Genomic DNA, 21787 nt, shown 5'->3' on the forward strand with positions numbered 1-21787 from the left:
ACAGGTAGAAATGTCGCGTATTGGACGTAAGTCGATCCCGGTGCCTACCGGCGTCGACGTGACGATCGACGGCCGGACCGTCAAGGTCAAGGGCCCCAAGGGCGAGCTGTCGCACATCCTGGCCGAGTCGATCAGTATCGAGCGGGCCGATGATGGGCAGCTGAGCGTCAACCGCTCGAACGACGAGCGCAAGGCCAAGGAACTGCACGGCCTGAGCCGTACCCTGGTGGCGAACATGATCGTCGGGGTCACCGAGGGCTACCGTAAGAGCCTGGAGATCGCCGGTACCGGTTACCGGGTCGCCGCCAAGGGCAAGGACCTGGAGTTCGCGCTCGGGTTCTCGCACCCGGTGGTGGTGCAGGCACCGGACGGCATCACCTTCACGGTGGAGAAGCCGACGCTGTTCCACGTGGCTGGCATCGACAAGCAGTTGGTCGGTGAGGTCGCCGCGAACATCCGGAAGATCCGTCCGCCGGAGCCGTACAAGGGCAAGGGCGTGAAGTACCAGGGCGAAGTGATTCGCCGCAAGGCCGGAAAGGCAGGTAAGAAGTGAGCGCCACGCTGCTCAAGCGCCGCCGCGGCGTCGCCGCCAAGCGTGCCGTCGGGCGTGCGCGTCGGCACTTCCGGGTCCGCAAGAACGTCAGCGGCACCGCCGCGCGTCCGCGCCTGGTCGTCACCCGTTCGCTGCGGCACATCGTCGCCCAGATCGTGGACGACACCAAGGGTCACACCCTGGCGTCGGCCTCGTCCCTGGACACCTCGCTGCGCGGTACGGAGGGGGACAAGAGCGCCCTGGCCGGCAAGGTCGGAGCCCTGCTCGCCGAGCGGGCCAAGGCCGCTGGCATCTCCAAGGTCGTCTTCGACCGCGGTGGCAGCCGGTACGCGGGACGGGTCGCCGCGCTTGCCGACGCCGCGCGCGAAGCCGGACTCGAGTTCTAGCAGCGTTCGATGCGAGTCGAACGTGGATCGCAACTGACAAACCCCGTCACGAGAGAAAAGGAAGGCTGCTGATGCCTGGTCAACAGCGCCGTGGCGGCGGGTCCGGTGGCAACGAGGGTGGTCGCCGCGACAACCGCCGTGAGGGCGGCCGCGGAAACGCGCCCGCCGAGAAGACCCCGCACCTGGAGCGGGTCGTCGCAATCAACCGCGTCGCCAAGGTCGTGAAGGGCGGTCGTCGCTTCAGCTTCACCGCCCTGGTGGTCGTGGGCGACGGCGACGGCACCGTGGGCGTGGGCTACGGAAAGGCCAAGGAGGTGCCCGCGGCGATCGCCAAGGGCGTCGAGGAGGCCAAGAAGCACTTCTTCAAGGTGCCGCGGATCGCCCGCTCGATCCCGCACCCGGTGCAGGGCGAGGACGCCGCCGGTGTGGTGCTGCTCAAGCCGGCCTCCGCCGGTACGGGCGTCATCGCCGGTGGTCCGGTCCGTGCCGTGCTGGAGTGCGCGGGCATCCTCGACGTGCTCTCCAAGAGCCTCGGGTCGTCCAACCCGATCAACATCGTGCACGCCACGGTGGCCGCGCTGAAGGGGCTGGAGTCCCCCGAGGCTGTCGCCGCGCGTCGAGGCCTGCCGGTGGAGGACGTCGCTCCGGCCGCCATGCTGGCCTCCCGGGCGGAGGTGGCGTCCTGATGGCACGGCTGAAGGTCACCCAGGTCCGCTCCAACATCGGGACCAAGCACAACCAGCGTGAGTCGCTGCGTTCGCTCGGTCTCAAGCGGATCAACGACGTGGTGGTCAAGGAGGACCGGCCGGAGATTCGCGGCATGATCTTCAAGGTGAGCCACCTCGTGAAGGTCGAGGAGGTCGAGTAATGACGATCAAGGTCCACCACCTGCGCCCGGCGCCGGGGGCCAAGACGCCGAAGACCCGGGTGGGTCGCGGTGAGGGCTCCAAGGGCAAGACCGCCGGTCGCGGTACCAAGGGTTCGAAGGCCCGGAAGAACATCCCGGCAGCGTTCGAGGGTGGGCAGATGCCCATCCACATGCGCCTGCCGAAGATGAAGGGCTTCAAGAACAAGTTCAAGGTGGTCTACCAGGTGGTCAACCTGGACCGCCTGGCCGAGCTGTTCCCCAACGGTGGGCAGGTCGGCCCGGCCGAGCTGGTCGAGGCCGGCGCGGTTCGCAAGGGCCAGCCGGTGAAGGTCCTCGGCACCGGGGACCTCGGCGGTGTGACGCTCCAGGTTTCGGCGCAGGCGTTCAGCGCGTCGGCCAAGGAGAAGATCACGGCTGCCGGCGGCTCGGTGACCGAGCTCTGAGCTGCGTGAATGTGTGGTGCCCGTCAGTTGATCCCAACTGACGGGCGCCGTGCTCTACGTCGGGCGTGTGCGCCCGGTAACATCGGATCCGGTTTATGTAGCCGGGCAGATCTGCCAGGACCGGGATCGGGCTGTTAGAGTCCCTTCCCAGTTACGGATATTCGGGCGCTTGCCCGGCACCCACCCCGAACCGCCAGGGATGACCGGCGGCCCGCCTCGCGCAGGAGGAAGAAGTTGCTGTCCGCCTTTCTCAGTGCGTTCCGTACGCCTGACCTGCGCAAGAAGCTGCTGTTCACAGTCGGCATCATCGCGATCTACCGGCTCGGTGCCACGGTGCCCAGCCCAGGCGTCTCGTACGGCAACGTGCAGAAGTGTCTGGAGGCCGTCCAGGGCTCGACCGGCGTCCTGAACTTGCTCGACCTCTTCTCCGGTGGCGCGCTGCTGCAACTCTCGATCTTCGCGCTGGGCATCATGCCCTACATCACCGCGTCGATCATCCTGCAGCTGCTGACGGTGGTGATTCCCCGCCTGGAGCAGCTCCGCAAGGAGGGTCAGGCCGGTCAGGCGAAGATCACTCAGTACACCCGCTACCTGACCCTGGGACTGGGTGTCCTGCAGGCCTCGGCCTTCGTTGCGCTGGCCCGCTCCGGCCAGCTGTTCAACAACATGTGCAACGAGGAGATCATCCCGACCGGCACCGGCATCCCGGACTGGCTGACCCTCTCCATCCTGGTGATGACGATGACCGCCGGCACCGGTGTGGTCATGTGGCTCGGTGAGCTGATCACCGACCGCGGCGTCGGCAACGGCATGTCCGTCCTGATCTTCACCTCGATCGCCGCCCGGCTGCCCAGCGAGGGCTGGCGCATCAAGGAGAGCCAGGGCTGGTGGAAGTTCTTCCTCGTCATCGCCCTGGTGCTGGTGGTCATCACCGCGGTCACCTTCATCGAGCAGGCCCAGCGCCGCATCCCGGTGCAGTACGCCAAGCGCATGATCGGCCGGCGGATGTACGGCGGCACCTCGACCTACATCCCGCTGAAGGTCAACCAGGCGGGTGTGATTCCGGTCATCTTCGGCTCGTCGCTGCTCTACCTCCCGCAGTTGGCGCTCCAGTTCTTCGACCAGAACAACCCCGGCAAGACCCAGGTGTGGATCCAGAACAACCTGGTCGACCCGACCAGCCCGATCTACATCGCGGTCTACTTCCTGCTGATCATCTTCTTCACGTACTTCTACGTCTCGATCACGTTCAACCCGACCGAGGTCGCGGACAACATGAAGAAGTACGGTGGCTTCGTGCCGGGCATCCGCCCCGGCAAGCCGACCGCCGACTACCTGGACTTCATCCTCAGCCGGATCACCCTGCCGGGCGCGCTGTACCTCGCGATCATCTCGATCCTGCCGAACTTCTTCTTCATCTGGCTGGACCGGCAGCAGTACATGAACTTCCCGTTCGGCGGGACCGCTGTGCTGATCATGGTCGGCGTGGCTCTGGAGACCAGCAAGCAGATTGAGAGCCAGTTGATGCAGCGGAACTACGAAGGGTTCCTGCGGTAGGATGAGACTGGTTCTGGTTGGCCCGCCGGGGGCGGGCAAAGGCACTCAGGCAGAGTTCATCGCCGCACACCTCTCCGTGCCGAAGATCTCGACCGGCGACATCTTCCGGGCCAACGTATCGCAGGGCACGCCGCTGGGCGTAGAAGCCAAGCGCTACATGGACGCCGGCAAGCTGGTGCCGGACGAGGTCACCATCAACATGGTGCGGGATCGGCTGGCCGAGCCCGACGCCGGCGATGGTTTCCTCCTCGACGGTTTCCCGCGGACCACTCCGCAGGCGGCGGCGCTGGACAAGCTCCTCGCCGATCTGGGTACCGCGTTGGACCTCGTGCTGGAGCTGGTGGTCGACGACGACGAGGTGATCCGGCGGCTCTCCGGCCGCCGCACCTGCCGTGGCTGCGGCAAGATCTGGCACGTCGAGTTCGACCCGACCACCCGGGAGGGCATCTGCGACCGGTGCGGCGCCGAGCTGTTCCAGCGCGACGACGACAAGCCGGAGACCATCGCCGCCCGCCTGCGGGAGTACGCGGAGAAGACCGCGCCACTGGTGGACTACTACGGTGCCCAGGGCAAGCTGGTCGGCATCGACGCCACCGGCCCGGTCGAGGACGTCACGGTCCGCGCGATCGACGCTCTCCGATCGTACGGGGGCTGACGCCGGCTCGATGGCCGGCCGGATAAAGTGCGAACGGCGGGGTACGTCCGCCGTGCCTCGCTGTGTCGGCAACGAAAGGTAACGCCTCCATGCGTCGTCCCCAGCTGGACATCCAGCTGAAGACCCCCGAGCAGATCGAGAAGATGAGAGCCGCCGGCCTGGTGGTCGCGGAGGCGCTGCGCCGGATGCGGGAGGCGGTCGCTCCCGGAGTGAGCACGGCTGACCTGGACGCGATCGCCGAGGCGACGATCCGCAAGGCCGGTGCCTTCCCCTCCTTCAAGGGCTACCACGGCTTCCCGGCATCGATCTGCTCGTCGGTCAATGAGCAGATCGTGCACGCCATCCCGTCCCCCACGCAGGTTCTCGCCGAGGGCGATCTGATCTCGATCGACTGCGGGGCGGTGCTCGACGGCTGGCACGGCGACGCGGCGATCACGGTCGGCGTGGGCGAGGTCGACCCGGCCCTGCTGCGGATGGCCGAGGTCGCCGAGGACGCGATGTGGGCCGGCATCGCCGCAGCCGCCCGTGGCGCGGCGAGCGGCAAGGGCCGGCTGACCGACATCTCCCACGCGGTCGAGAACGCGGTACGCAAGGCCGGTCGGTACGGCATCGTCGACGGCTACGGCGGGCACGGCATCGGCACCGAGATGCACCAGGACCCGCACGTGCTCAACCATGGGCGGCCGGGCAAGGGCCCCCGCCTGGTGCCGGGCATGGCGCTGGCCATCGAGCCGATGATCACCATGGGCTCGCCCCGTACCGCGGAACTCGCCGACGGCTGGACCGTGGTTACCCGGGACGGGTCGCGGGCGGCGCACGTCGAGCACAGCATGGCGCTGCTGCCGGACGGGGTCTGGGTGCTGACCGCCCCGGACGGTGGACGGGCCCGACTCGGCGACCTGGTGACCAACCGCCAGCCGAGCAACTGACGGGTCGGACCCGAACTTTTGATCAACGCGGCACCGACTCCGTTTCGGGGGCGAGCCGCGGCTTTTCCGGTGTGGCGGCACGATGGCATGCTTGCCGGTATGAACGGGCGGGACGGCATGCGGGCAGCGGATTCGGACCGGCAGGCCATTGCCGAACGGCTCCGGGCCGCCCTCGACGAGGGCCGGCTTCAGTTGCACGAGTACGACGAGCGGTTGCAGCGGGTCTACGCCGCCCGCACGTACGCCGAGTTGGACGCCCTGGTCGACGATCTGCCACCAGTGGGCGCGGTGGCGCCTGCGGCGGGCGCGGTGCCGGCCCAGCGGGAGGATGGCCGGCCGGCGCCGGGCAGCGAGCGGGGCGTGACCGCGCGCTGGCTGGCCGAGCTCTGGCGGCCGTGGCTCACCGTGGTCGCCATGACGGTGGCGATCTGGGGGGCCACCTCGCTGGCCACCGGCGAGATGCTGTACTTCTGGCCGGGCTGGGTGGCCGGCCCCTGGGGTGCGGTGGTGCTGGTCGCCACCGTCAGCGGCCTGGCCAGCGGTGAGCCCCGACGGGCGGCGGCCAAGCAGGAACGCCGCCAGCGCCAGCAGGCGGAGAAGAAGTCGCTCAAGCAGGACCGCAAGGCTCTCCGCCAGCAGCAACTCGACGACGAGACGGCCTGAACGTCACGTTTGTCCCGTTGTCCCGGGCTTGTTGGCCGGTCGGTTTGGCGACGGCATGCAGGCGGGCGTACACTTTCTGATCGGCGCGCAGCGTCCACTCCGCCATGCCCACCAAGCGCTTCGGTGGGACGCGGAGCCGCGGCTGGCGCGGGCTATCTGATCTTGGTCAGGCACCCGTGTAAGACGTTGTGAGCCGTCCGGAGTAACCGACGTCAGGACAGCGGAGGACATGCCGAAAAAAGACGGAGCCATCGAGATCGAAGGTCGGGTCATCGAGCCCCTGCCGAACGCCATGTTCCGGGTGGAGCTCGCCAACGGCCACAAGGTTCTGGCTCACATCAGTGGCAAGATGCGGCAGCACTACATCCGCATCCTGCCGGAGGATCGGGTCGTCGTCGAGCTTTCGCCGTACGATCTGACCCGCGGGCGCATCGTCTACCGCTACAAGTAATCCTGGCGGCGGCCGGGAACGTCCCGTGTCCGTCTTCGATGTCCGGTGTCACGCCACGTGGGTGCCGGGCCAGATGGGAAGTAAGGCAACCGTGAAGGTCAAGCCGAGCGTCAAGCGGATCTGCAACAAGTGCCAGGTGATCCGCCGGCACGGCCGGGTCATCGTCATCTGCGCCGACCCGCGCCACAAGCAGCGCCAGGGCTGAGCCCGTACCGACCGGCCGGGTGATCGACGGCGGGTCGAGGCGAAGCCCGGCGGCAGATCCAGCCAACACACATTTCACATGCTCGTCCCAGCCGCGAGCGGTGCGCAGCGCGTACGCACTCGTGGTCGACCCCCGGTCGGAGGCCGGGGCCCGCTCGGGCAGCGACCGATCCTCCTCGCCGGCGCGACACCGCGCCGGACGAACGGAACGGTCGGTGGCGGGGTGGGACGGGTCCACACCTCCGGAAGAAACCACAAGGAGTACGCCCGCACATGGCACGTCTAGTCGGCGTGGATCTTCCCCGCGAGAAGCGGATGGAGATCGCGCTCACCTACATCTTCGGCGTGGGTCGCACCCGCGCCCTGGAGACGCTCGCCGCCACCGGCATCTCGCCGGACAAGCGCGCACGGGACCTCACGGACGAGGAGCTGGTCCAGCTCCGTGACCACATCGAGGCCAACTACAAGGTTGAAGGCGACCTGCGCCGCGAGGTCGCCGCTGACATCCGCCGCAAGGTCGAGATCGGCTGCTACGCGGGCATTCGGCACCGCCGGGGCCTGCCCGTCCGTGGACAGCGGACCCGCACCAACGCCCGGACCCGCAAGGGCCCGAAGCGGACGGTCGCCGGCAAGAAGAAGGCCGGCAAGAAGTAGTTCTTAAACCGGAATTCTGGTCCTTCTCCGCCGAGGTCGGCCGGACTCCAACCGGAGCCGGTGTCTACGGAAGTAGCGGGGCGAGAGACCGGAACCCGATCGAGAACCTAATCAGGAGCGCACAGACTTATGCCACAGAAGGCTCGTGCCGGAGCCGCCGCCAAGAAGGTCCGGCGCAAGGAACGCAAGAACGTCGCCCACGGGCAGGCGCACATCAAGAGCACCTTCAACAACACCATCGTGTCCATCACGGACCCGACCGGTGCCGTGATCTCCTGGGCCTCCGCGGGCCAGGTCGGCTTCAAGGGGTCCCGCAAGTCGACCCCGTTCGCCGCGCAGATGGCCGCCGAGGCCGCCGCGCGTCGGGCCATGGAGCACGGCATGCGCAAGATCGACGTGTTCGTCAAGGGCCCCGGCTCCGGCCGGGAGACCGCCATCCGTTCGCTGCAGGCAGTGGGCCTGGAGGTCGGTCAGATCTCCGACGTCACTCCGCAGCCGCACAACGGGTGCCGTCCGCCGAAGCGTCGCCGGGTCTGAGAGGTTAGAGAGAGATGGCTCGTTACACCGGTGCTGACTGCCGCCGTTGCCGGCGGGAGAAGATGAAGCTGTTCCTCAAGGGCAGCAAGTGCGATGGCCCGAAGTGCCCGTTCGAGTCCCGGCCCTTCCCGCCCGGGCAGCACGGCCGCGGCCGCACCAAGGAGACGGAGTACCTGCTCCAGCTCCGTGAGAAGCAGAAGGCTCGCCGGGTCTACGGCGTGCTGGAGAAGCAGTTCCACGGCTACTACGTGGAGGCAGTGAGCAAGCCGGGCAAGACCGGTGAGGTCCTGCTGCAGATCCTCGAGTCGCGGCTGGACAACGTGGTCTACCGGGCCGGCTACGCCAAGTCCCGGGACATGGCCCGTCAGCTGGTCAAGCACGGTCACTTCACGGTGAACGGCCAGAAGGTCGACATCCCGTCGTACCGGCTCAAGGAGCACGACATCATCGAGGTGCGGGCGAAGAGCAAGGAGCTCACCCCGTTCCTGGTGGCGCAGGGCGAGGCCGGTTCGCGGAGCGTCCCGGCGTGGCTGGAGGCCATCCCGAGCCAGATGAAGATCCTCGTGCACTCGCTCCCGGCCCGCCAGGTGATCGACACCCAGGTCCAGGAGCAGCTGATCGTCGAGCTCTACTCCAAGTAAGGGCTCGTTGCGGTGGCCCGCCCGCTGGGGCGGGCCACCGGAACAGTTCGTGTCGTGGGCGTCATATGGCGGGCGCCCCGGAAGAGAAGAGAAAACATGCTCATCAGCCAGCGACCGACCCTTTCCGAGGAGCCGGTCAACGAGACCCGGTCCCGGTTCACCATCGAGCCGTTGGAGCCCGGCTTCGGCTACACCCTGGGTAACTCGCTGCGGCGTACGCTGCTGTCGTCCATCCCGGGTGCGGCGGTCACCTCGATCAAGATCGACGGTGTGCTGCACGAGTTCACCACGATCCCCGGGGTCAAGGAGGACGTGGTCGAGCTCGTCATGAACATCAAGGAGCTCTGCGTCAGCTCCGAGCACGACGAGCCGGTCAGCATGTACCTGCGCAAGCAGGGCCCGGGCGACGTGACCGCCGGCGACATCCAGCCTCCGGCCGGTGTCTCGGTGCACAACCCGGACCTGAAGCTCGCCACCCTCAACGGCAAGGGCCGGCTCGACATGGAGCTGACCGTCGAGCGGGGCCGGGGCTACGTCACGGCGGCGCAGAACAAGCAGGCGGGCGCGGAGATCGGCCGGATCCCGGTCGACTCGATCTACTCGCCGGTGCTCAAGGTGACGTACCGCGTCGAGGCGACCCGGGTCGAGCAGCGGACCGACTTCGACCGGCTGATCATCGACGTGGAGACCAAGCCGTCGATGGGCCCGCGTACCGCGCTGGCCTCCGCCGGTTCGACGTTGGTGGAGCTCTTCGGCCTGGCCCGGGAACTGGACGAGACTGCGGAGGGCATCGACATCGGCCCGTCTCCGCAGGACGCGCAGCTGGCGGCGGACCTGGCCCTGCCGATCGAGGAGCTGGACCTGACCGTCCGCTCCTACAACTGCCTCAAGCGCGAGGGCATCAACTCCGTTGGTGAGCTCATCGGGCGTACCGAGGCCGACCTCCTCGACATCCGTAACTTCGGCCAGAAGTCAATAGACGAGGTCAAGATGAAGCTCGCCGGGATGGGTCTGGGGCTGAAGGACTCGGCTCCGAATTTCGACCCGGCGCATGTCGTGGACGCCTTCGGTGAGGCCGACTACGACACCGACGACTACCGCGAGACCGAGCAGCTCTAGTCCGCGCTGCCGCCACACCTGAGGAGCACCAAGCATGCCCACGCCCACCAAGGGCCCCCGCCTCGGCGGCAGCCCCGCGCACGAGCGGCTGATGCTGGCCAACCTGGCCACCTCGCTGTTCCAGCACGGCAGGATCAAGACCACCGAGACCAAGGCCCGGCGGCTGCGTCCGCTCGCCGAGCAGCTGATCACCAAGGCCAAGCGGGGCGACCTCGCCTCGCGTCGGCGGGTGCTGACCGTGGTCCGGGACAAGGACGTGGTCTACACCCTGTTCGACCAGATCGCGCCGCGGTACGTCAACCGCAACGGCGGCTACACCCGGATCGTGAAGACCGGCCCGCGCAAGGGTGACGCCGCACCGATGGCGATCATCGAGCTGGTCGAGGAGCTTCAGGTCGCCGAGCCCACGGCGAACCGGAAGACCGCCCGCAAGGCCGCCCAGCAGGACAAGGTCGAGGCGCTGGCCCCGGCCGAGGAGACCCCGGCGTCGGAGCCGGCCGACCAGGACGCCGAGGCCCCGGTGTCGGCGTCCGGTGACACCGCCGCCGCCCGCGAGGACAGCGACCTGGCCACCGAGGAAGGCAAGGCCTGATCCAGGCCGTCGTCGGGCCCGGCACCCCATCGGGGTGCCGGGCCCGACCCGTTCCTGACCCCGGCATTAGGAGGTACGACGTGGACGAGCGGATCCGGCTGCGGCTGGAGGTCGCGTACGACGGCACGGGCTTCTCCGGCTGGGCCGTCCAGCCCGACCGGCGCACGGTGGCCGGGGTGCTGGTCGCGGCGCTGGATCGGATCCTCGGCACCGGTACGGCGAGCGGGCTGACCGTCGCCGGACGTACCGACGCCGGGGTGCACGCCGCCGGGCAGGTCTGCCATCTCGACCTGCCGGGCGAGGTCTGGCAGGCGCACGAGGGCACCCTGCTGCGCCGGCTCGCCCGGTTACTCCCGCCCGACGTGCGGGTCCGGGCGATGACCGCGGTGCCGGCCACTTTCGACGCCCGCTTCTCGGCCACCTTCCGCCGGTACGAGTACCGGGTGACCGACACGCCGTGGGGGGCGGAGCCGCTGCGTCGACACGAGATCCTGGCCTGGCCGCGGGCGCTCGACCTGGACCGGCTCGTCGCCACCGCGGCCGGGTTGGTGGGGGAGCACGACTTCGCCGCGTACTGCCGGCGCAAGGAGAACGCCACCACGCTGCGGGAGGTGACCCGGCTGGACTGGCGGCGCGACGCCGATGGTGTCCTCGTCGCCACCGTGCAGGCCGACGCGTTCTGTCAGGCGATGGTGCGCAGCCTGGTGGGTGCCATGTTGGCCGTGGGGGAGGGGCGACGGCCGGTCCAGTGGCCGGCCGGTCTGCTCACCCGGCGGGAACGCTCCAGCGAGGTGTCCGTGGCACCGGCCCACGGACTGACGCTGGTGGCGGTGGGCTACCCGGAGGATCCCGCCGAGTACGCCCGCCGGGCCGAGATCACACGCCGGCTCCGGGTGTCGGCCGAAGCCTGACGACCGCCCGCCGTTCAGTCCTCGGTGGACTCGCCCTGGTTGCCGGTGCCCTCGGTGGGTTCGGCGGTCGGCTGGTTGGCGATCCCACCGGCGGCCCGCCGGTCCAGCACGCCCCGGTTCAGGTGCAGTTCGAGCAGGTCGAACAGGATCTCGCGGACCCGGGTGTCGCCCGAGCGGATCGTCGTGCCGTCGGTGCGGGCGACCACCGCGTATGCGAGGTAGTGGCCGCGTACCTGCCAGCCGACCCGGGCCGGTGCGGTGGCGATGACCTCGGTCTCGTCGCCCGCCGACAGCCCGCGGAATCGGCCCTGCCGCTCGTCGAGGATCAGGCGGATCCGTTCCCGGGCCCGCTCGGCACTGGACCGGTCGGTCAGGTTGAACAGCCCTGCGGTGACCAGATACTCCTCGTCGGGTGCGCGCAGCGTGGCCCGGACCACCTGGTTGCAGCCGAGCCGTACCAGCAGGTCGGCCAGCTCGCCGGTGGCGGCCACCGGGCAACTGCCGCTGGACTGGGTGCGCCGCACCTCGTACTCCGCGCGGCTTTCGCCGACCGCGATGCTGTTGCCTGGAAAGACCTCACGAGCGGTGAGCGGCGCCTGGTCGGTGTCGCGGGAGTCGAGGTCGCTCGCCGCGGTGCCCCGGGTGGTCTGCACGGTGGGGTCGGGGGCTGCCGCCGGGGCGTTCGGCTGCCGCCGGTCGAGCAGGGCGGCGGCGGTGAGACCGAAGAGTGCGAGCAGCACCAGCACGGCGGCGCCACCGATCGCCACCTGCCAGCCGCGGCCGCCACCGGCGCGCGGCGGTGGCATGGCTGCGGCCGGCGGCGGGGCGGCTGCGGCCGGCGGCGGGGCGGCCGGGGTTGGCTGAGGAGGCGACTGTGACGGCGGCGCGGATCGCGGTGCCGGCTGAGGAGGCGACGGCGGTGGCGGTGGCGCGGCCGAGGGCAGGATCAGCTGATTGGGGCGTGGCAGCGACGGCGCGGGGAAACGCGACGGGGATGGCCCGGCCGGGGGTGGCGGGCCGGTCTCGGGCGACTGCGCGACGGGCTCGTCCTCCCGGTGCGGGACGTGTGCGTCCTCATCGGATTCGTGCCGATAAACCATGCCATCCAGAGTAGGGGTAATTGTCCCTTTAGTTGGTATTTTCGGGAAATCGTGGCGGATGGTCGATGCGTCGCCCGCGGGCGCCCGTGACGCCCGATGCTTCGGGCCCGATGCGAGAATGGCCGGCGTGACCGGGGACCATTACTTCACCGCCGAACCCAGCACGCCCGCCCAACCGCGCGAGGTGCAGTTCACCGTCGCCGGTCGGGACTACGCCCTGGCCTCCTCGGCCGGGGTCTTCTCGGCGACCCGCCTCGACCCCGGCACCGCCGTGCTGCTGCGCAAGGCCGAGCTGCCGGGTCCCGCGACCACCGGCGCGCTGCTCGACCTCGGCTGCGGGTTCGGCCCGATCACCGGCGTGCTCGCGACCGTCGCGCCGGCGGCGACCGTCTGGGCGGTCGACGTCAACGAGCGGGCGCGGGAACTCACCGCGTCCAACGCGGCCCGGCTCGGCGTCGGCGACCAGGTGCGGGTGGCAGCACCCGACGAGGTACCCGCCGACCTCGAATTCGCACAGCTCTGGTCCAACCCGCCGATCCGGGTCGGCAAGGACGAACTGCACCAGTTGCTGCGGCGCTGGCTGCCCCGGCTGGCTCCGGACGGGGTGGCCTGGCTGGTGGTGGCCCGCCACCTCGGCGGCGACTCGCTGCAACGGTGGCTCGTCGAGCAGGGCTGGCAGGTCGAACGGCATGCCAGCCAGAAGGGTTTCCGGGTGCTCCGCATTACGCGGTGATCCGCTGGCGCGGGTAATTGGTTGGCGCGACCACCCGGCTGGCGGCAGGATGCCCGGGTGGGATACGTGGACGTGGCGGCGGTCGGGTACGTCCTGCCGGACGGGCGGGAACTCTTCGCCGACGTGTCGTTCCGGGTCGGCGAGGGCGCCAAGGTGGCGTTGGTCGGACCGAACGGCGCCGGCAAGACGACGCTGCTGCGGATGGTCGCCGATGACCTGCCGGTGCGCACCGGCGCGATCGCGCGCACCGGCGGGCTGGGCGTGATGCGCCAGTTCATCGGCATGATCGGCGACGAGTCGACGCTGGCCGACCTGGCGCTCTCGCTGGCCCCGCCGGCGCTGCGCGACGCCGGTCGTCGGCTGGCCGAAACCGAGACGGCCATGCGGGCGGCCGAGCTGCGCGGCAAGTACAGCACCGCCGCCGGCAAGACCCAACTGGCGTACGCGGACGCGCTGGCCGCCTGGGGAGAGTCCGGCGGGTACGACGCCGAGGTGCTCTTCGACACCGTCGCCACCATCGTCCTCGACCTGCCCTGGGACACCGCCCGGCACCGCCCGGTCCGCACCCTCTCCGGCGGGCAGCAGAAGCGCTTCGCGCTCGAGCTGCTGCTGCGCGGCCTGGAGGAGGTGCTGCTGCTCGACGAGCCGGACAACTTCCTCGACGTGCCCGGCAAGCGCTGGCTGGAGGCGCGGCTGCGGGAGTCCGGCAAATCGGTGCTCTACGTCTCGCACGACCGGGAGCTGCTGGCGCAGACCGCCGACCGGGTGGTCGCGGTGGAAGGTGGCAGCGCCTGGGTGCATCCGGGCGGCTTCGCCAGTTGGCACGCGGCCCGGGTCTCCCGCCACGCCCGCCTCGACGAGAGACGCAAACGGTGGGACGAGGAACACGAGAAGCTGCGCGAGCTGATGCTGATGTACAAGCAGAAGGCCGCGTACAACGCCGCCATGGCCTCGCGCTACCAGGCTGCGCAGACCCGGTTGCGCAAGTTCGAGGAGGCCGGGCCGCCGCCCGTACCGCCGAAGGAGCAGGACATCCGGATGCGGCTGACCGGCGGGCGGACCGGCAAGCGCGCGCTGATCTGCGAGCAGCTCGAGCTCGACGGCCTGACCTACCCCTTCGACCTGGAGGTCTGGTACGGCGACCGGCTGGCGGTGCTCGGTGCCAACGGCACCGGCAAGTCGCACTTCCTGCGGCTGCTGGCCCGGGGCGGCACCGACCCCGACCCGGCTAACGGCCCGGTCGACGACGCGGTGGCGCTCGCGCCGGTGGCGCACGACGGGGTGGCCCGGCTCGGCGCGCGGGTCCGGCCAGGGCACTTCTCACAGACCCACGACCGGCCGGAGTTGATGGCGAAGACGCTGGTCGAGATCCTCTGGCGGGGTGATGAGCACCGGGCCGGCATGGACCGGCACGCGGCGATGGCCGCGCTGAGCCGGTACGAGCTGGCCGGGCAGGGCGACCAGCGCTTCGGCACCCTCTCCGGCGGGCAGCAGGCGCGTTTCCTGGTGCTGCTGCTGGAGCTGTCCGGGGCGACCCTGCTGCTGCTCGACGAACCGACCGACAACCTCGACCTGGCTTCGGCCGAGGCGCTGGAGGCCGGGCTGGCCGCGTTCTCCGGCACGGTGGTCGCGGTGACCCACGACCGCTGGTTCACCCGGACCTTCGACCGCTTCCTGCTCTTTCGCGGCGACGGCGAAGTGGTGGAGACGGACGAGCCGGTGTGGGACGTGGCGTGATCGTCCGGCTTCCCGGCGTGCGGGCTGTGCCCGGCTCGGCGACCATGTCCGGTCCGCCGGCATATGGTGGATCTCGTGAGTGAGATGACCTATCGCCGGCTGGGCGACTCCGGGCTCGTGGTGTCCGTGGTGGGGATCGGCTGCAACAACTTCGGCCGCAAACTCGACCTCGACGGCACCCGCGCGGTGGTCGACGCAGCCCTCGACGTCGGGATCAACTTCTTCGACACCGCCGACATCTACGGCGAGCCGCACGGCGCGTCGGAGGCGCAGCTCGGCGCGGCCCTCAAGGGACGCCGGGACGACGTGGTGGTGGCGACCAAGTTCGGCATGTCGATGGGTGGCGACAACGGACGGGACTTCGGGGTACGCGGCTCGCGGCGATACATCGTCCGGGCGGTCGAGGCGTCGCTGCGCCGACTGGACACCGACCACATCGACCTGTACCAGTTCCACGAGCCCGACCCGGGCACCCCGATCGACGAGACGCTGGCCGCCCTGGACGACCTGGTCCGCGCTGGCAAGGTGCGCTACCTGGGCAACTCCAACTTCGCCGGCTGGCAGATCGCCGACGCCGACTGGACGGCGAAGACCCGGGGGCTGACCCGCTTCGTCAGCGCGCAGAACCACTACAGCCTGCTCAACCGGGACGCCGAGATCGAGGTGCTGCCCGCCTGCGAGCGGTTCGGCCTCGGCATGCTGCCGTTCTTCCCGCTGGCCAACGGCCTGCTCACCGGCAAGTACAAGCGCGGCGAGGCGCCGCCCGCGGGCAGCCGGCTCGCCGGCGGCGGCCGGTACGCCCAACGGCTCGCCGCAGCCGACTGGGACACCATCGAGGGCATCGAGGCGTACGCCGCCGAGCGGGACATCTCGATGCTGCACGTGGCGATCGGCGGGCTGGCCGCGCAGCCGGCGGTGACCTCGGTCATCGCCGGAGCCACCACGCCCGAGCAGGTACGCGCCAACGCGGCGGCCGGTTCCTGGCAGCCCGGCGACGCCGACCTCAAGGCGCTGCGCGCCGTCCTCGACCGCTGAACCGAACCCACCCCACCTCCGCGCCGATCTTGCACTTTTCGTCGCTGGTTCGCGCCTTATGTCCGATAGGCGGCGACGAAAAGTGCAAGATCGCGGATTGGAGGTGGGGTGGGGCGGGGGGTGGGGCCCCGTCCGGTGGTGGCCGGACGGGGCCCGATCAGTTACAGGCGGCGGCCGGGAGCGAGCCGGGTGGGATCACCACCGAGCCGGCCGGTGCCGGCGACCGACGTGCCGTCGTTGGCCCGTACGCCCGCCTTGCTGGCCGTGCCACCGAGCCGGACGATCATCGCGTCCGCGTCCCGGATCAGCACGTCCCGGATCTCCGCCTCGGCGACCAGCTTGGCGTCGCCGGCGAGGTCGCGGAACTTGACGAGTTCCTTGATCGCCTTGTCGTCCTTGCCCTTCGCCTCCTCCTTGCGGACCTTCTCGAGCTGGTTCGACAACTGCTTGTGCGCCTGGTTCGACAGCCGCCCGGTCGCCTTGAACCGGTCCAGCAGGTTCTGCATGTCCCGGAACGAGGTGGTGACGAAGAACCGGACGTTCACGGTGCTGGCGTTGCCGGCCTTGTCGGTCGCGGTCACCGTCAGCTCGTGCAGGCCCAGCTGCAGCTCGTACATCGCCTGGAGCGTGCCGCTGGCGTACGGCCGGCCGTTCAGCGTGCCGACCACCCCGGCGATGCCCGAGGTCGGGTCGACCGCCTGCCAGGACACCCGGACGTCCTGGCTGTCGCCGTAGAGCTGGCCGTCGGCGATCCCGGAGACCAGCAGGGTCGGCTTCGTGCCGTCGATCCGCACCACCGCCGACTTCAGCGTCTCGGCGTTGCCCGCCTTGTCGGTGGCCCGGTAGAGCAACTCGTGGGCCCCGTCGCCGCTGATCTCGACCGGTTCGGTGTACGGCTGCCAGGCGCCGCCGTCCAGCGACCATTCCAGCAGCTTCACCCCGGCACCGGCGTCGGTCGAGGTGAGCACCACCGGAACCGTGCCGGCGTGCCAGCCCTCGTCGTTCGCCGGGGCGAACGCCGCGGTGCTGACCGGCGCGGTGGCGTCGATCTTGACGGTGACCTGCTTCGTCTCCTCCACGTTTCCGGCCTCGTCCACGGAGCGGAACCGCAGCACACGCTGGCCGTCCCCGGTCACCTGCACCGGCGCGGTGTAGGTGGTCCAGGCGGTGGCGTCATCGAGCTGGTACTCGGTGCGCGCCACCCCGCTGCCGCCATCGGGGTCGGTGGCGGAGAGCGTGACGGTCACCGGCCCGGTGTGCCACCCCTCGACCGGGGTGCCGGACACCTCGGCGGTGGTCACCGGGGCGGTGTCGTCACCCGTGCCGGGGGTGCTCAGCCGGAAGTAGTCGAACGACGCCGCCTTCGACGCGGTCTGGTTGCCGCTGAGGGTGAACAGGCCCACCTTCGGGTTCGCCCCCACGGCCGCGTTGGTCAGCTCGGTCAACGCCGTCCAGGTGGTGCCGTCCGCCGAGTACGACCCGGTGAAGGTGTCACCGTTGCGGGCCAGCCGCAGGTACCACTCCGCCGAGGTCAGGTTCTCCGCACCAGGCTGCGGATTCTGGATCGTCCCGCCGATCTCGCTGCGAAGCTCGATCCGCCGCGTCACCGGCTGGCCGGCCTGGTTGTCCACCACGTAGTCGAACTTCACGTAGTTGTCGTCGTCGCCATACACCATCAGACCGGCCTGCTGGTACTGCTCGTCCAGCAGACTGCCGTCGATTTTGGTCTCCATCGTCCAGTCGCCGTTCGGGGCGTTCTGCAGGATGAAGTTCGTCGGCCCGGTGTTGTCGGTGCCGTAGATGTCGCCGTTGGGTACGTCGATGTGCAGCTTCCCGCCGCTGACCCGGTAGGCACTAGGGTCCTCGCGCAGGATCGCGTCCCACCGGCACTTGTCCAGCGCGTTGCCGGTGAACTCGTCCGACGGGTCGACCGGCCCAGCCGGAGCGTCCGGCGTCACCTGGAACCAGTCGAAGAGCGCGTTCACCACCGGCGCGGTGGTGCCGCCGTTGAGCGCGAACAGGCCGATCCGCGGGTTGGTGATCCCGGCCAGGGCGGCCGCCCGGCCGACCGGGGTGAAGTTCTGCCCGTCGGCGGAGTACGCCGCGGTCAGGTTCGTCCCGTCACTGATCAACCGCAGGTGGATGGTGTTCCCGGTGGGCGCGGCGGTGCTGTCTGCCGCATCGTTGCGCGGGGTGCCCGCGGTCTCCCGGATGAACTCGACCTTCCGGTTGCCACCGTAGAGCAGGTCGACCTTGGCGTAGTTGTCGTCGTCGCCGTAGATGATCAGGCCGGCCTGCTGGTAGTCGGCGGCGACCGGCACGGTGACCTTCGTGGTGGCCTGCCAGGCCCCGCTCGGCGCGGCCTGCAGCACCAGGTTGGTCGCGTCGTTGCGGGTGCCATACAGGTCGCCCACCCCGGTGGGCAGGCGCAGCGCGCCATCGGCGACCGAGTACGACTGGTCCTCCCGGACCACCGTCGTCCACCGGTCCCGGTTCAGCTCGGTGCCGTCGAACTCGTCCGAACGGGCACCGAAGCAGGACGTGTTCGGCGCGTCGACCTTCACCTGGGCGGTGGCGTACCCCTTCGCGCCGCGCTTGTCCGTCACGGTCAGGGTGGCGGTGAAGGTGCCCGGAGTGGTGTACGTGTGGGTGGCGTTCAAGGTGCTCGCCGTACCACCGTCACCGAAGTCCCAGGCGTACGTGAACGGGGTGTCGTCCTCGGCGTCGGTGGCCGTACCCGAGAAGGCGACCGAGACCGGCGCGATGCCGGCGGTCGGGGTCGCCGTCGCCGTCACCACCGGCGGTGCGTTCTCGGTGACGCCCTTGCCGAGGAAGTCCATCCAGTTGACGTTGAACAGGCTTCCGGTGGCCCCGCTCGGCGACTTCGCCACGAAGTAGAGCGAGCCCTTGGCGTCGGCGTTCGCCGGCACCTCGGCGGTGACGTCGGTGTAGGTCTGCCAGGCACCGGTGCCGGGCACGGCGACCGAGGTGACGAGCGGACCGTCAGCGGCGCCGGCGCGTACGTCGATCCGGCCGCCCGAGCCCGCCGAGGCGACCCGGAACCGGATGGCGTCGATACCGGTCAGGTCGGCCGGCTCGACCGACCACCAGTCGCCGTCCTCGATGAAGCCGATGTTCTGTCCGCCGCCGGCGCTGTCCCCGGAGGTCTCCTTCTGCACGCCGGGGTCGCCGCCGCCAATGCTGCCCGCGGCCCGCCCGGTGGCGCTGTAGTACTCGGCCTGCTTCCGCTTGGGCTGGAGGATCTCCAGCGCCCGGCCGGTGAGCCGCCCGGCTCCGCCGACCCCGCCCTGGTCGGTGTAGCTGGCCTCCAGGACGGTGAAGACGTTCGCCTCGGCGCCGTGACCGGCGGCGAGCTGGGTCTGCACCACACCCGAGCAGCCGGTGTGCTGCTCCAGCGGGTGGGCGTGCTCGTCGTGGCCGAGGAGAACCTGGAGCTCGACCTTGTCGCAGTCGATCTCGCCGTCCTCCGGGTCGGTCACCTTGATGGTGTACTTGACCTGGTCACCCCATTCGAAGAAGCCACCGTCCGGCGGGAACTCGATGGTGACCGTCGGCGCGGTGTTGCCGACCGTGACCTGCACGTTCGCCACCGCGGTCCGCCCCTTGGGGTTGGTCACGGTGAGCTGGGCGTTGTAGTTGCCCGCCGCGGCGTACGTGTGCGTGGGGTTGGCCGCGTCGGAGCGGTTGCCGTCACCGAACGTCCAAGCGTACGTCAGCGCGCCCCCGTCCGGGTCGCGGGAGCCGGCGCTGGAGAGGCGGACGGTCAGCGGCGCCGGCCCGGAGGTCGGCTCGGCGCTGGCCACCGCGATCGGCGCCCGGTCACCGGCGATGTAGTCGATCCGGTAGACCCCGGAGTTGTCGTTGTTGCCGCCGAAGCCGCTGCCCCACTCGATCAGGTACATCGCGCCGTCGGGGCCGAACTCGAAGTCCATCGGCCGGATGAAGTTCATGCCGTCGAGCAGGCGGTTGATGTCCACCAGGGACTTGCCGTCGCGGCTGACCTGCATGGTGTACATCCGCGACTGGTTCCACTCACCGAAGAGCGCCTTGCCGTCGAAGTACGCCGGCCACTTGCGGTCCGAGTCGAGGTCCGCGTCGTACCGGTAGACCGGGCCGCCCATCGGCGCGCCGCCGCCACCGATCTCAGGGAAGCGGGGGTTTGCGGCGTAGCCGTAGTCGACGGTGGCCGAGATGGCCGGCGGCAGGTTGGTCAGGCCGGTGTTGTTGGGTGAGTCGTTGACCAGGTTCGCGCAGTCGAACTTCGGACCGGACGGACCGGAGGGGAACTGGTAGTCGTTGTACGCCCGGTTCGACCCGTGGCAGTACGGCCAGCCGAAGTTGCCGGGCCGGTCGACGATGTTCCACTCCACCAGGCCCTCTGGGCCACGGTTCGGGTTGGCGGAGTTGGCGTCCGGCCCGTAGTCGGCCACGTAGAGCACGTCGGTGGCGAGGTCGATGCCGATCCGGAACGGGTTACGGAAGCCCATCGCGTAGATCTCGGGACGGGTCTTCGCGGTGCCCGGCGAGAAGAGGTTGCCCGCCGGGATGGTGTACGTCCCGTCGTCCTCCGGGTGGATCCGGATCACCTTGCCGCGCAGGTCGTTGGTGTTGCCGGAGGTACGCTGCGCGTCGTAGTCGGCGCGCCCCGGCCGCTCGTCGATCGGGGTGTACGCGTCGGACGAGAACGGGTTGGTGTTGTCCCCGGTGGCCAGATAGAGGTTGCCGGCGGAGTCGAAGGTCATCGTGCCGCCCGCGTGGCAGCAGGTGTTGCGCTGCGTGTCGACCTGGAGGACGACCTTCTCGCTGGCCTTGTCGATGCGGTCACCGGTCACCGTGAACCGGGACAGGTAGTTGCGCGGGCCGCCGCCCGCCGGGGCGTAGTAGAGGTAGACCCAGCCGTTGTCGGTGAAGTCCGGGTCGAGCCGGATGCCGATCAGGCCGTCCTCGTTGCCGCTGAAGACGTCGAGGTTGAGAGCCGTGACCGTGTTGCCGGTGTCCGGCTTGACGATCTGCACCCGGCCGTCGCGCTCGATGTAGAAGACCCGGCCGTCCTCGGCCACGTCCAGCTCCATCGGGTTGCTGGTGTTGCTGTCCAGCGTCACCTTCTCGAAGCTTGCGGTCAGCGAGGCCCGGCAGTCGGCGCCACGCACCCCGGCCGCGGTCCGGATGCCGCCGAGCAGGTGCTCGAGGAACTCCGGCTCGGCGAACGACTCGCGGGTGTGCCCGCCGCCGGTGTACCAGGACCGGCCGCCGTCGTAGTCCCGGCACCAGGCGATCGGGTGGTCGTGACCCATCGCGCCGGAGCCGGGGGAGTAGCTGGTCTCGTCGAGGGTGGCCAGCACGTGCACCTTGCCGCGCGGGTTGGTGCGGTAGTTGTACCACTCGTCGTACCGGGACCAGCGCTCCGGCAGGTGGGCGGTGGACTCGTGCGCCGGGTCCTCCACCTTGACGGTGGCCGTCTGGTTGGCCGGGTGGTTGGCGAAGTACGTGCCCACCAGCTCGCCGTACCAGGCCCAGCTGTACTCGGTGTCGGAAGCGGCGTGGATGCCCGCGTACCCGCCACCGGCCTGGATGTAGCGCTCGAACGCCGCCTGCTGCTCGTTGTTGAGCACATCGCCGGTGGTGGAGAGCCAGATGACCGCCCGGTAGCGGGCGAGGTTCGAGTCGGTGAAGGCGGCACCGTCCTCGGTGGTGTCGACGGTGAAACCGTGCGCCGCGCCGAGCTGCTGGATGGCGGCGACGCCGGTGGGGATCGAGTCGTGCCGGAAACCGGCGGTCTTGGAGAAGACGAGCACCGAGAACGGCTGGTCAGCCGCTGCCTTCGGTGCCGCTGCCTGGCTGGCTGCGGTCTGCGCGACGGGAACGCCCTGGGTGGCGGGGGCGGCCTGCGCGGGGCCGCCGGCGAGCGTGGTCACGGCTAGGCCGAGGCTGAGGAGGGAGGCGGTGATGGGTACGCGGGCACGGCGTGGTCGGGACACTCCGGTCTCCTTTGTCCTTG

The 21787-nt window shown here is 69.8% G+C and carries 22 protein-coding genes; 20 read left to right on the forward strand and 2 right to left on the reverse strand.

Annotated features, from left to right (window positions below; genetic code table 11):
- The first annotated feature begins 10 nt into the window (after window positions 1-10).
- The 17 genes from rplF (at window position 11) to truA (ending at window position 11163) form a co-directional block, all read left to right on the forward strand.
- Window positions 11-553, forward strand: a complete 543-nt coding sequence (gene rplF / locus IEY61_RS19455) for a 50S ribosomal protein L6 (protein WP_189046367.1) — start codon at window positions 11-13, stop codon at window positions 551-553.
- The gene (gene rplR, locus IEY61_RS19460) at window positions 550-939 is read left to right on the forward strand and encodes a 50S ribosomal protein L18 (RefSeq protein WP_189046370.1); all 390 of its coding nucleotides are present in this window, start codon (window positions 550-552) and stop codon (window positions 937-939) included. Before rplF ends, rplR begins: the two co-directional genes overlap by 4 nt.
- A gap of 71 nt (window positions 940-1010) precedes the next feature.
- Entirely contained in the window at window positions 1011-1625 is a 615-nt protein-coding gene (gene rpsE, locus IEY61_RS19465) for a 30S ribosomal protein S5 (protein ID WP_189046372.1), read from the forward strand.
- Window positions 1625-1807, forward strand: coding sequence for a 50S ribosomal protein L30 (gene rpmD / locus IEY61_RS19470; RefSeq protein WP_189046374.1), 183 nt, complete (start codon window positions 1625-1627; stop codon window positions 1805-1807). The genes rpsE and rpmD overlap by 1 nt, the downstream gene beginning before the upstream one ends.
- Window positions 1807-2250: a 50S ribosomal protein L15 gene (gene rplO, locus IEY61_RS19475; RefSeq protein WP_189046376.1), complete on the forward strand. Its 444-nt coding sequence runs from the start codon at window positions 1807-1809 to the stop codon at window positions 2248-2250. Before rpmD ends, rplO begins: the two co-directional genes overlap by 1 nt.
- A gap of 234 nt (window positions 2251-2484) precedes the next feature.
- A complete protein-coding gene (gene secY / locus IEY61_RS19480; RefSeq protein ID WP_189046379.1) occupies window positions 2485-3807 on the forward strand; it encodes a preprotein translocase subunit SecY in 1323 nt (440 codons plus the stop codon).
- Between the two features lies 1 nt (window position 3808).
- The gene (locus tag IEY61_RS19485) at window positions 3809-4462 is read left to right on the forward strand and encodes an adenylate kinase (RefSeq protein ID WP_189046381.1); all 654 of its coding nucleotides are present in this window, start codon (window positions 3809-3811) and stop codon (window positions 4460-4462) included.
- Between the two features lie 89 nt (window positions 4463-4551).
- Window positions 4552-5391, forward strand: coding sequence for a type I methionyl aminopeptidase (gene map / locus IEY61_RS19490; protein WP_189046383.1), 840 nt, complete (start codon window positions 4552-4554; stop codon window positions 5389-5391).
- Window positions 5392-5490: 99 nt separating this feature from the next.
- The gene (locus tag IEY61_RS19495) at window positions 5491-6054 is read left to right on the forward strand and encodes a DUF1707 SHOCT-like domain-containing protein (RefSeq protein WP_229706073.1); all 564 of its coding nucleotides are present in this window, start codon (window positions 5491-5493) and stop codon (window positions 6052-6054) included.
- Between the two features lie 229 nt (window positions 6055-6283).
- A complete protein-coding gene (gene infA, locus IEY61_RS19500; protein ID WP_007073013.1) occupies window positions 6284-6505 on the forward strand; it encodes a translation initiation factor IF-1 in 222 nt (73 codons plus the stop codon).
- Window positions 6506-6596: 91 nt separating this feature from the next.
- On the forward strand, window positions 6597-6710 hold the full coding sequence (gene rpmJ / locus IEY61_RS19505) for a 50S ribosomal protein L36 (RefSeq protein WP_089005225.1): 114 nt from the start codon (window positions 6597-6599) through the stop codon (window positions 6708-6710).
- 272 nt (window positions 6711-6982) lie between these two features.
- The gene (rpsM, locus tag IEY61_RS19510; RefSeq protein ID WP_189046385.1) at window positions 6983-7363 is read left to right on the forward strand and encodes a 30S ribosomal protein S13; all 381 of its coding nucleotides are present in this window, start codon (window positions 6983-6985) and stop codon (window positions 7361-7363) included.
- A 129-nt stretch (window positions 7364-7492) separates the two neighbouring features.
- Complete coding sequence (gene rpsK / locus IEY61_RS19515; protein ID WP_189046387.1) at window positions 7493-7900, forward strand: 30S ribosomal protein S11; 408 nt, start codon at window positions 7493-7495, stop codon at window positions 7898-7900.
- A gap of 14 nt (window positions 7901-7914) precedes the next feature.
- A complete protein-coding gene (gene rpsD / locus IEY61_RS19520) occupies window positions 7915-8541 on the forward strand; it encodes a 30S ribosomal protein S4 (protein ID WP_189046390.1) in 627 nt (208 codons plus the stop codon).
- 96 nt (window positions 8542-8637) lie between these two features.
- Complete coding sequence (locus tag IEY61_RS19525) at window positions 8638-9660, forward strand: DNA-directed RNA polymerase subunit alpha (protein ID WP_189046392.1); 1023 nt, start codon at window positions 8638-8640, stop codon at window positions 9658-9660.
- 34 nt (window positions 9661-9694) lie between these two features.
- A complete protein-coding gene (gene rplQ, locus IEY61_RS19530) occupies window positions 9695-10252 on the forward strand; it encodes a 50S ribosomal protein L17 (RefSeq protein WP_189046394.1) in 558 nt (185 codons plus the stop codon).
- A gap of 80 nt (window positions 10253-10332) precedes the next feature.
- A complete protein-coding gene (truA, locus tag IEY61_RS19535; RefSeq protein WP_189046396.1) occupies window positions 10333-11163 on the forward strand; it encodes a tRNA pseudouridine(38-40) synthase TruA in 831 nt (276 codons plus the stop codon).
- 14 nt (window positions 11164-11177) lie between these two features.
- On the opposite strand, the gene IEY61_RS19540 is transcribed toward truA, so the two are convergent.
- On the reverse strand, window positions 11178-12263 hold the full coding sequence (locus IEY61_RS19540) for a hypothetical protein (protein ID WP_189046398.1): 1086 nt from the start codon (window positions 12261-12263) through the stop codon (window positions 11178-11180).
- Window positions 12264-12390: 127 nt separating this feature from the next.
- On the opposite strand from IEY61_RS19540, the gene IEY61_RS19545 reads away from it, so the two are divergent.
- The 3 genes from IEY61_RS19545 to IEY61_RS19555 all read left to right on the forward strand — a co-directional run bounded on the left by IEY61_RS19545 (window position 12391) and on the right by IEY61_RS19555 (window position 15768).
- Window positions 12391-12996, forward strand: coding sequence for a class I SAM-dependent methyltransferase (locus IEY61_RS19545; RefSeq protein WP_189046400.1), 606 nt, complete (start codon window positions 12391-12393; stop codon window positions 12994-12996).
- A 57-nt stretch (window positions 12997-13053) separates the two neighbouring features.
- A complete protein-coding gene (locus tag IEY61_RS19550) occupies window positions 13054-14733 on the forward strand; it encodes an ATP-binding cassette domain-containing protein (protein ID WP_189046403.1) in 1680 nt (559 codons plus the stop codon).
- Between the two features lie 66 nt (window positions 14734-14799).
- A complete protein-coding gene (locus IEY61_RS19555; protein ID WP_189046405.1) occupies window positions 14800-15768 on the forward strand; it encodes an aldo/keto reductase in 969 nt (322 codons plus the stop codon).
- 161 nt (window positions 15769-15929) lie between these two features.
- Here IEY61_RS19555 and IEY61_RS19560 read toward each other — a convergent pair whose 3' ends face one another.
- Window positions 15930-21767 carry a ThuA domain-containing protein gene (locus tag IEY61_RS19560; RefSeq protein WP_189046407.1) on the reverse strand — a complete coding sequence of 1946 codons (5838 nt, stop codon included), beginning with the start codon at window positions 21765-21767 and terminating at the stop codon, window positions 15930-15932.
- Between the last annotated feature and the right edge of the window lie 20 nt (window positions 21768-21787).

It is taken from the genome of Micromonospora sonchi, assembly GCF_014646235.1.
In the GTDB taxonomy this organism is placed as follows: Bacteria; Actinomycetota; Actinomycetes; order Mycobacteriales; family Micromonosporaceae; genus Micromonospora; species Micromonospora sonchi.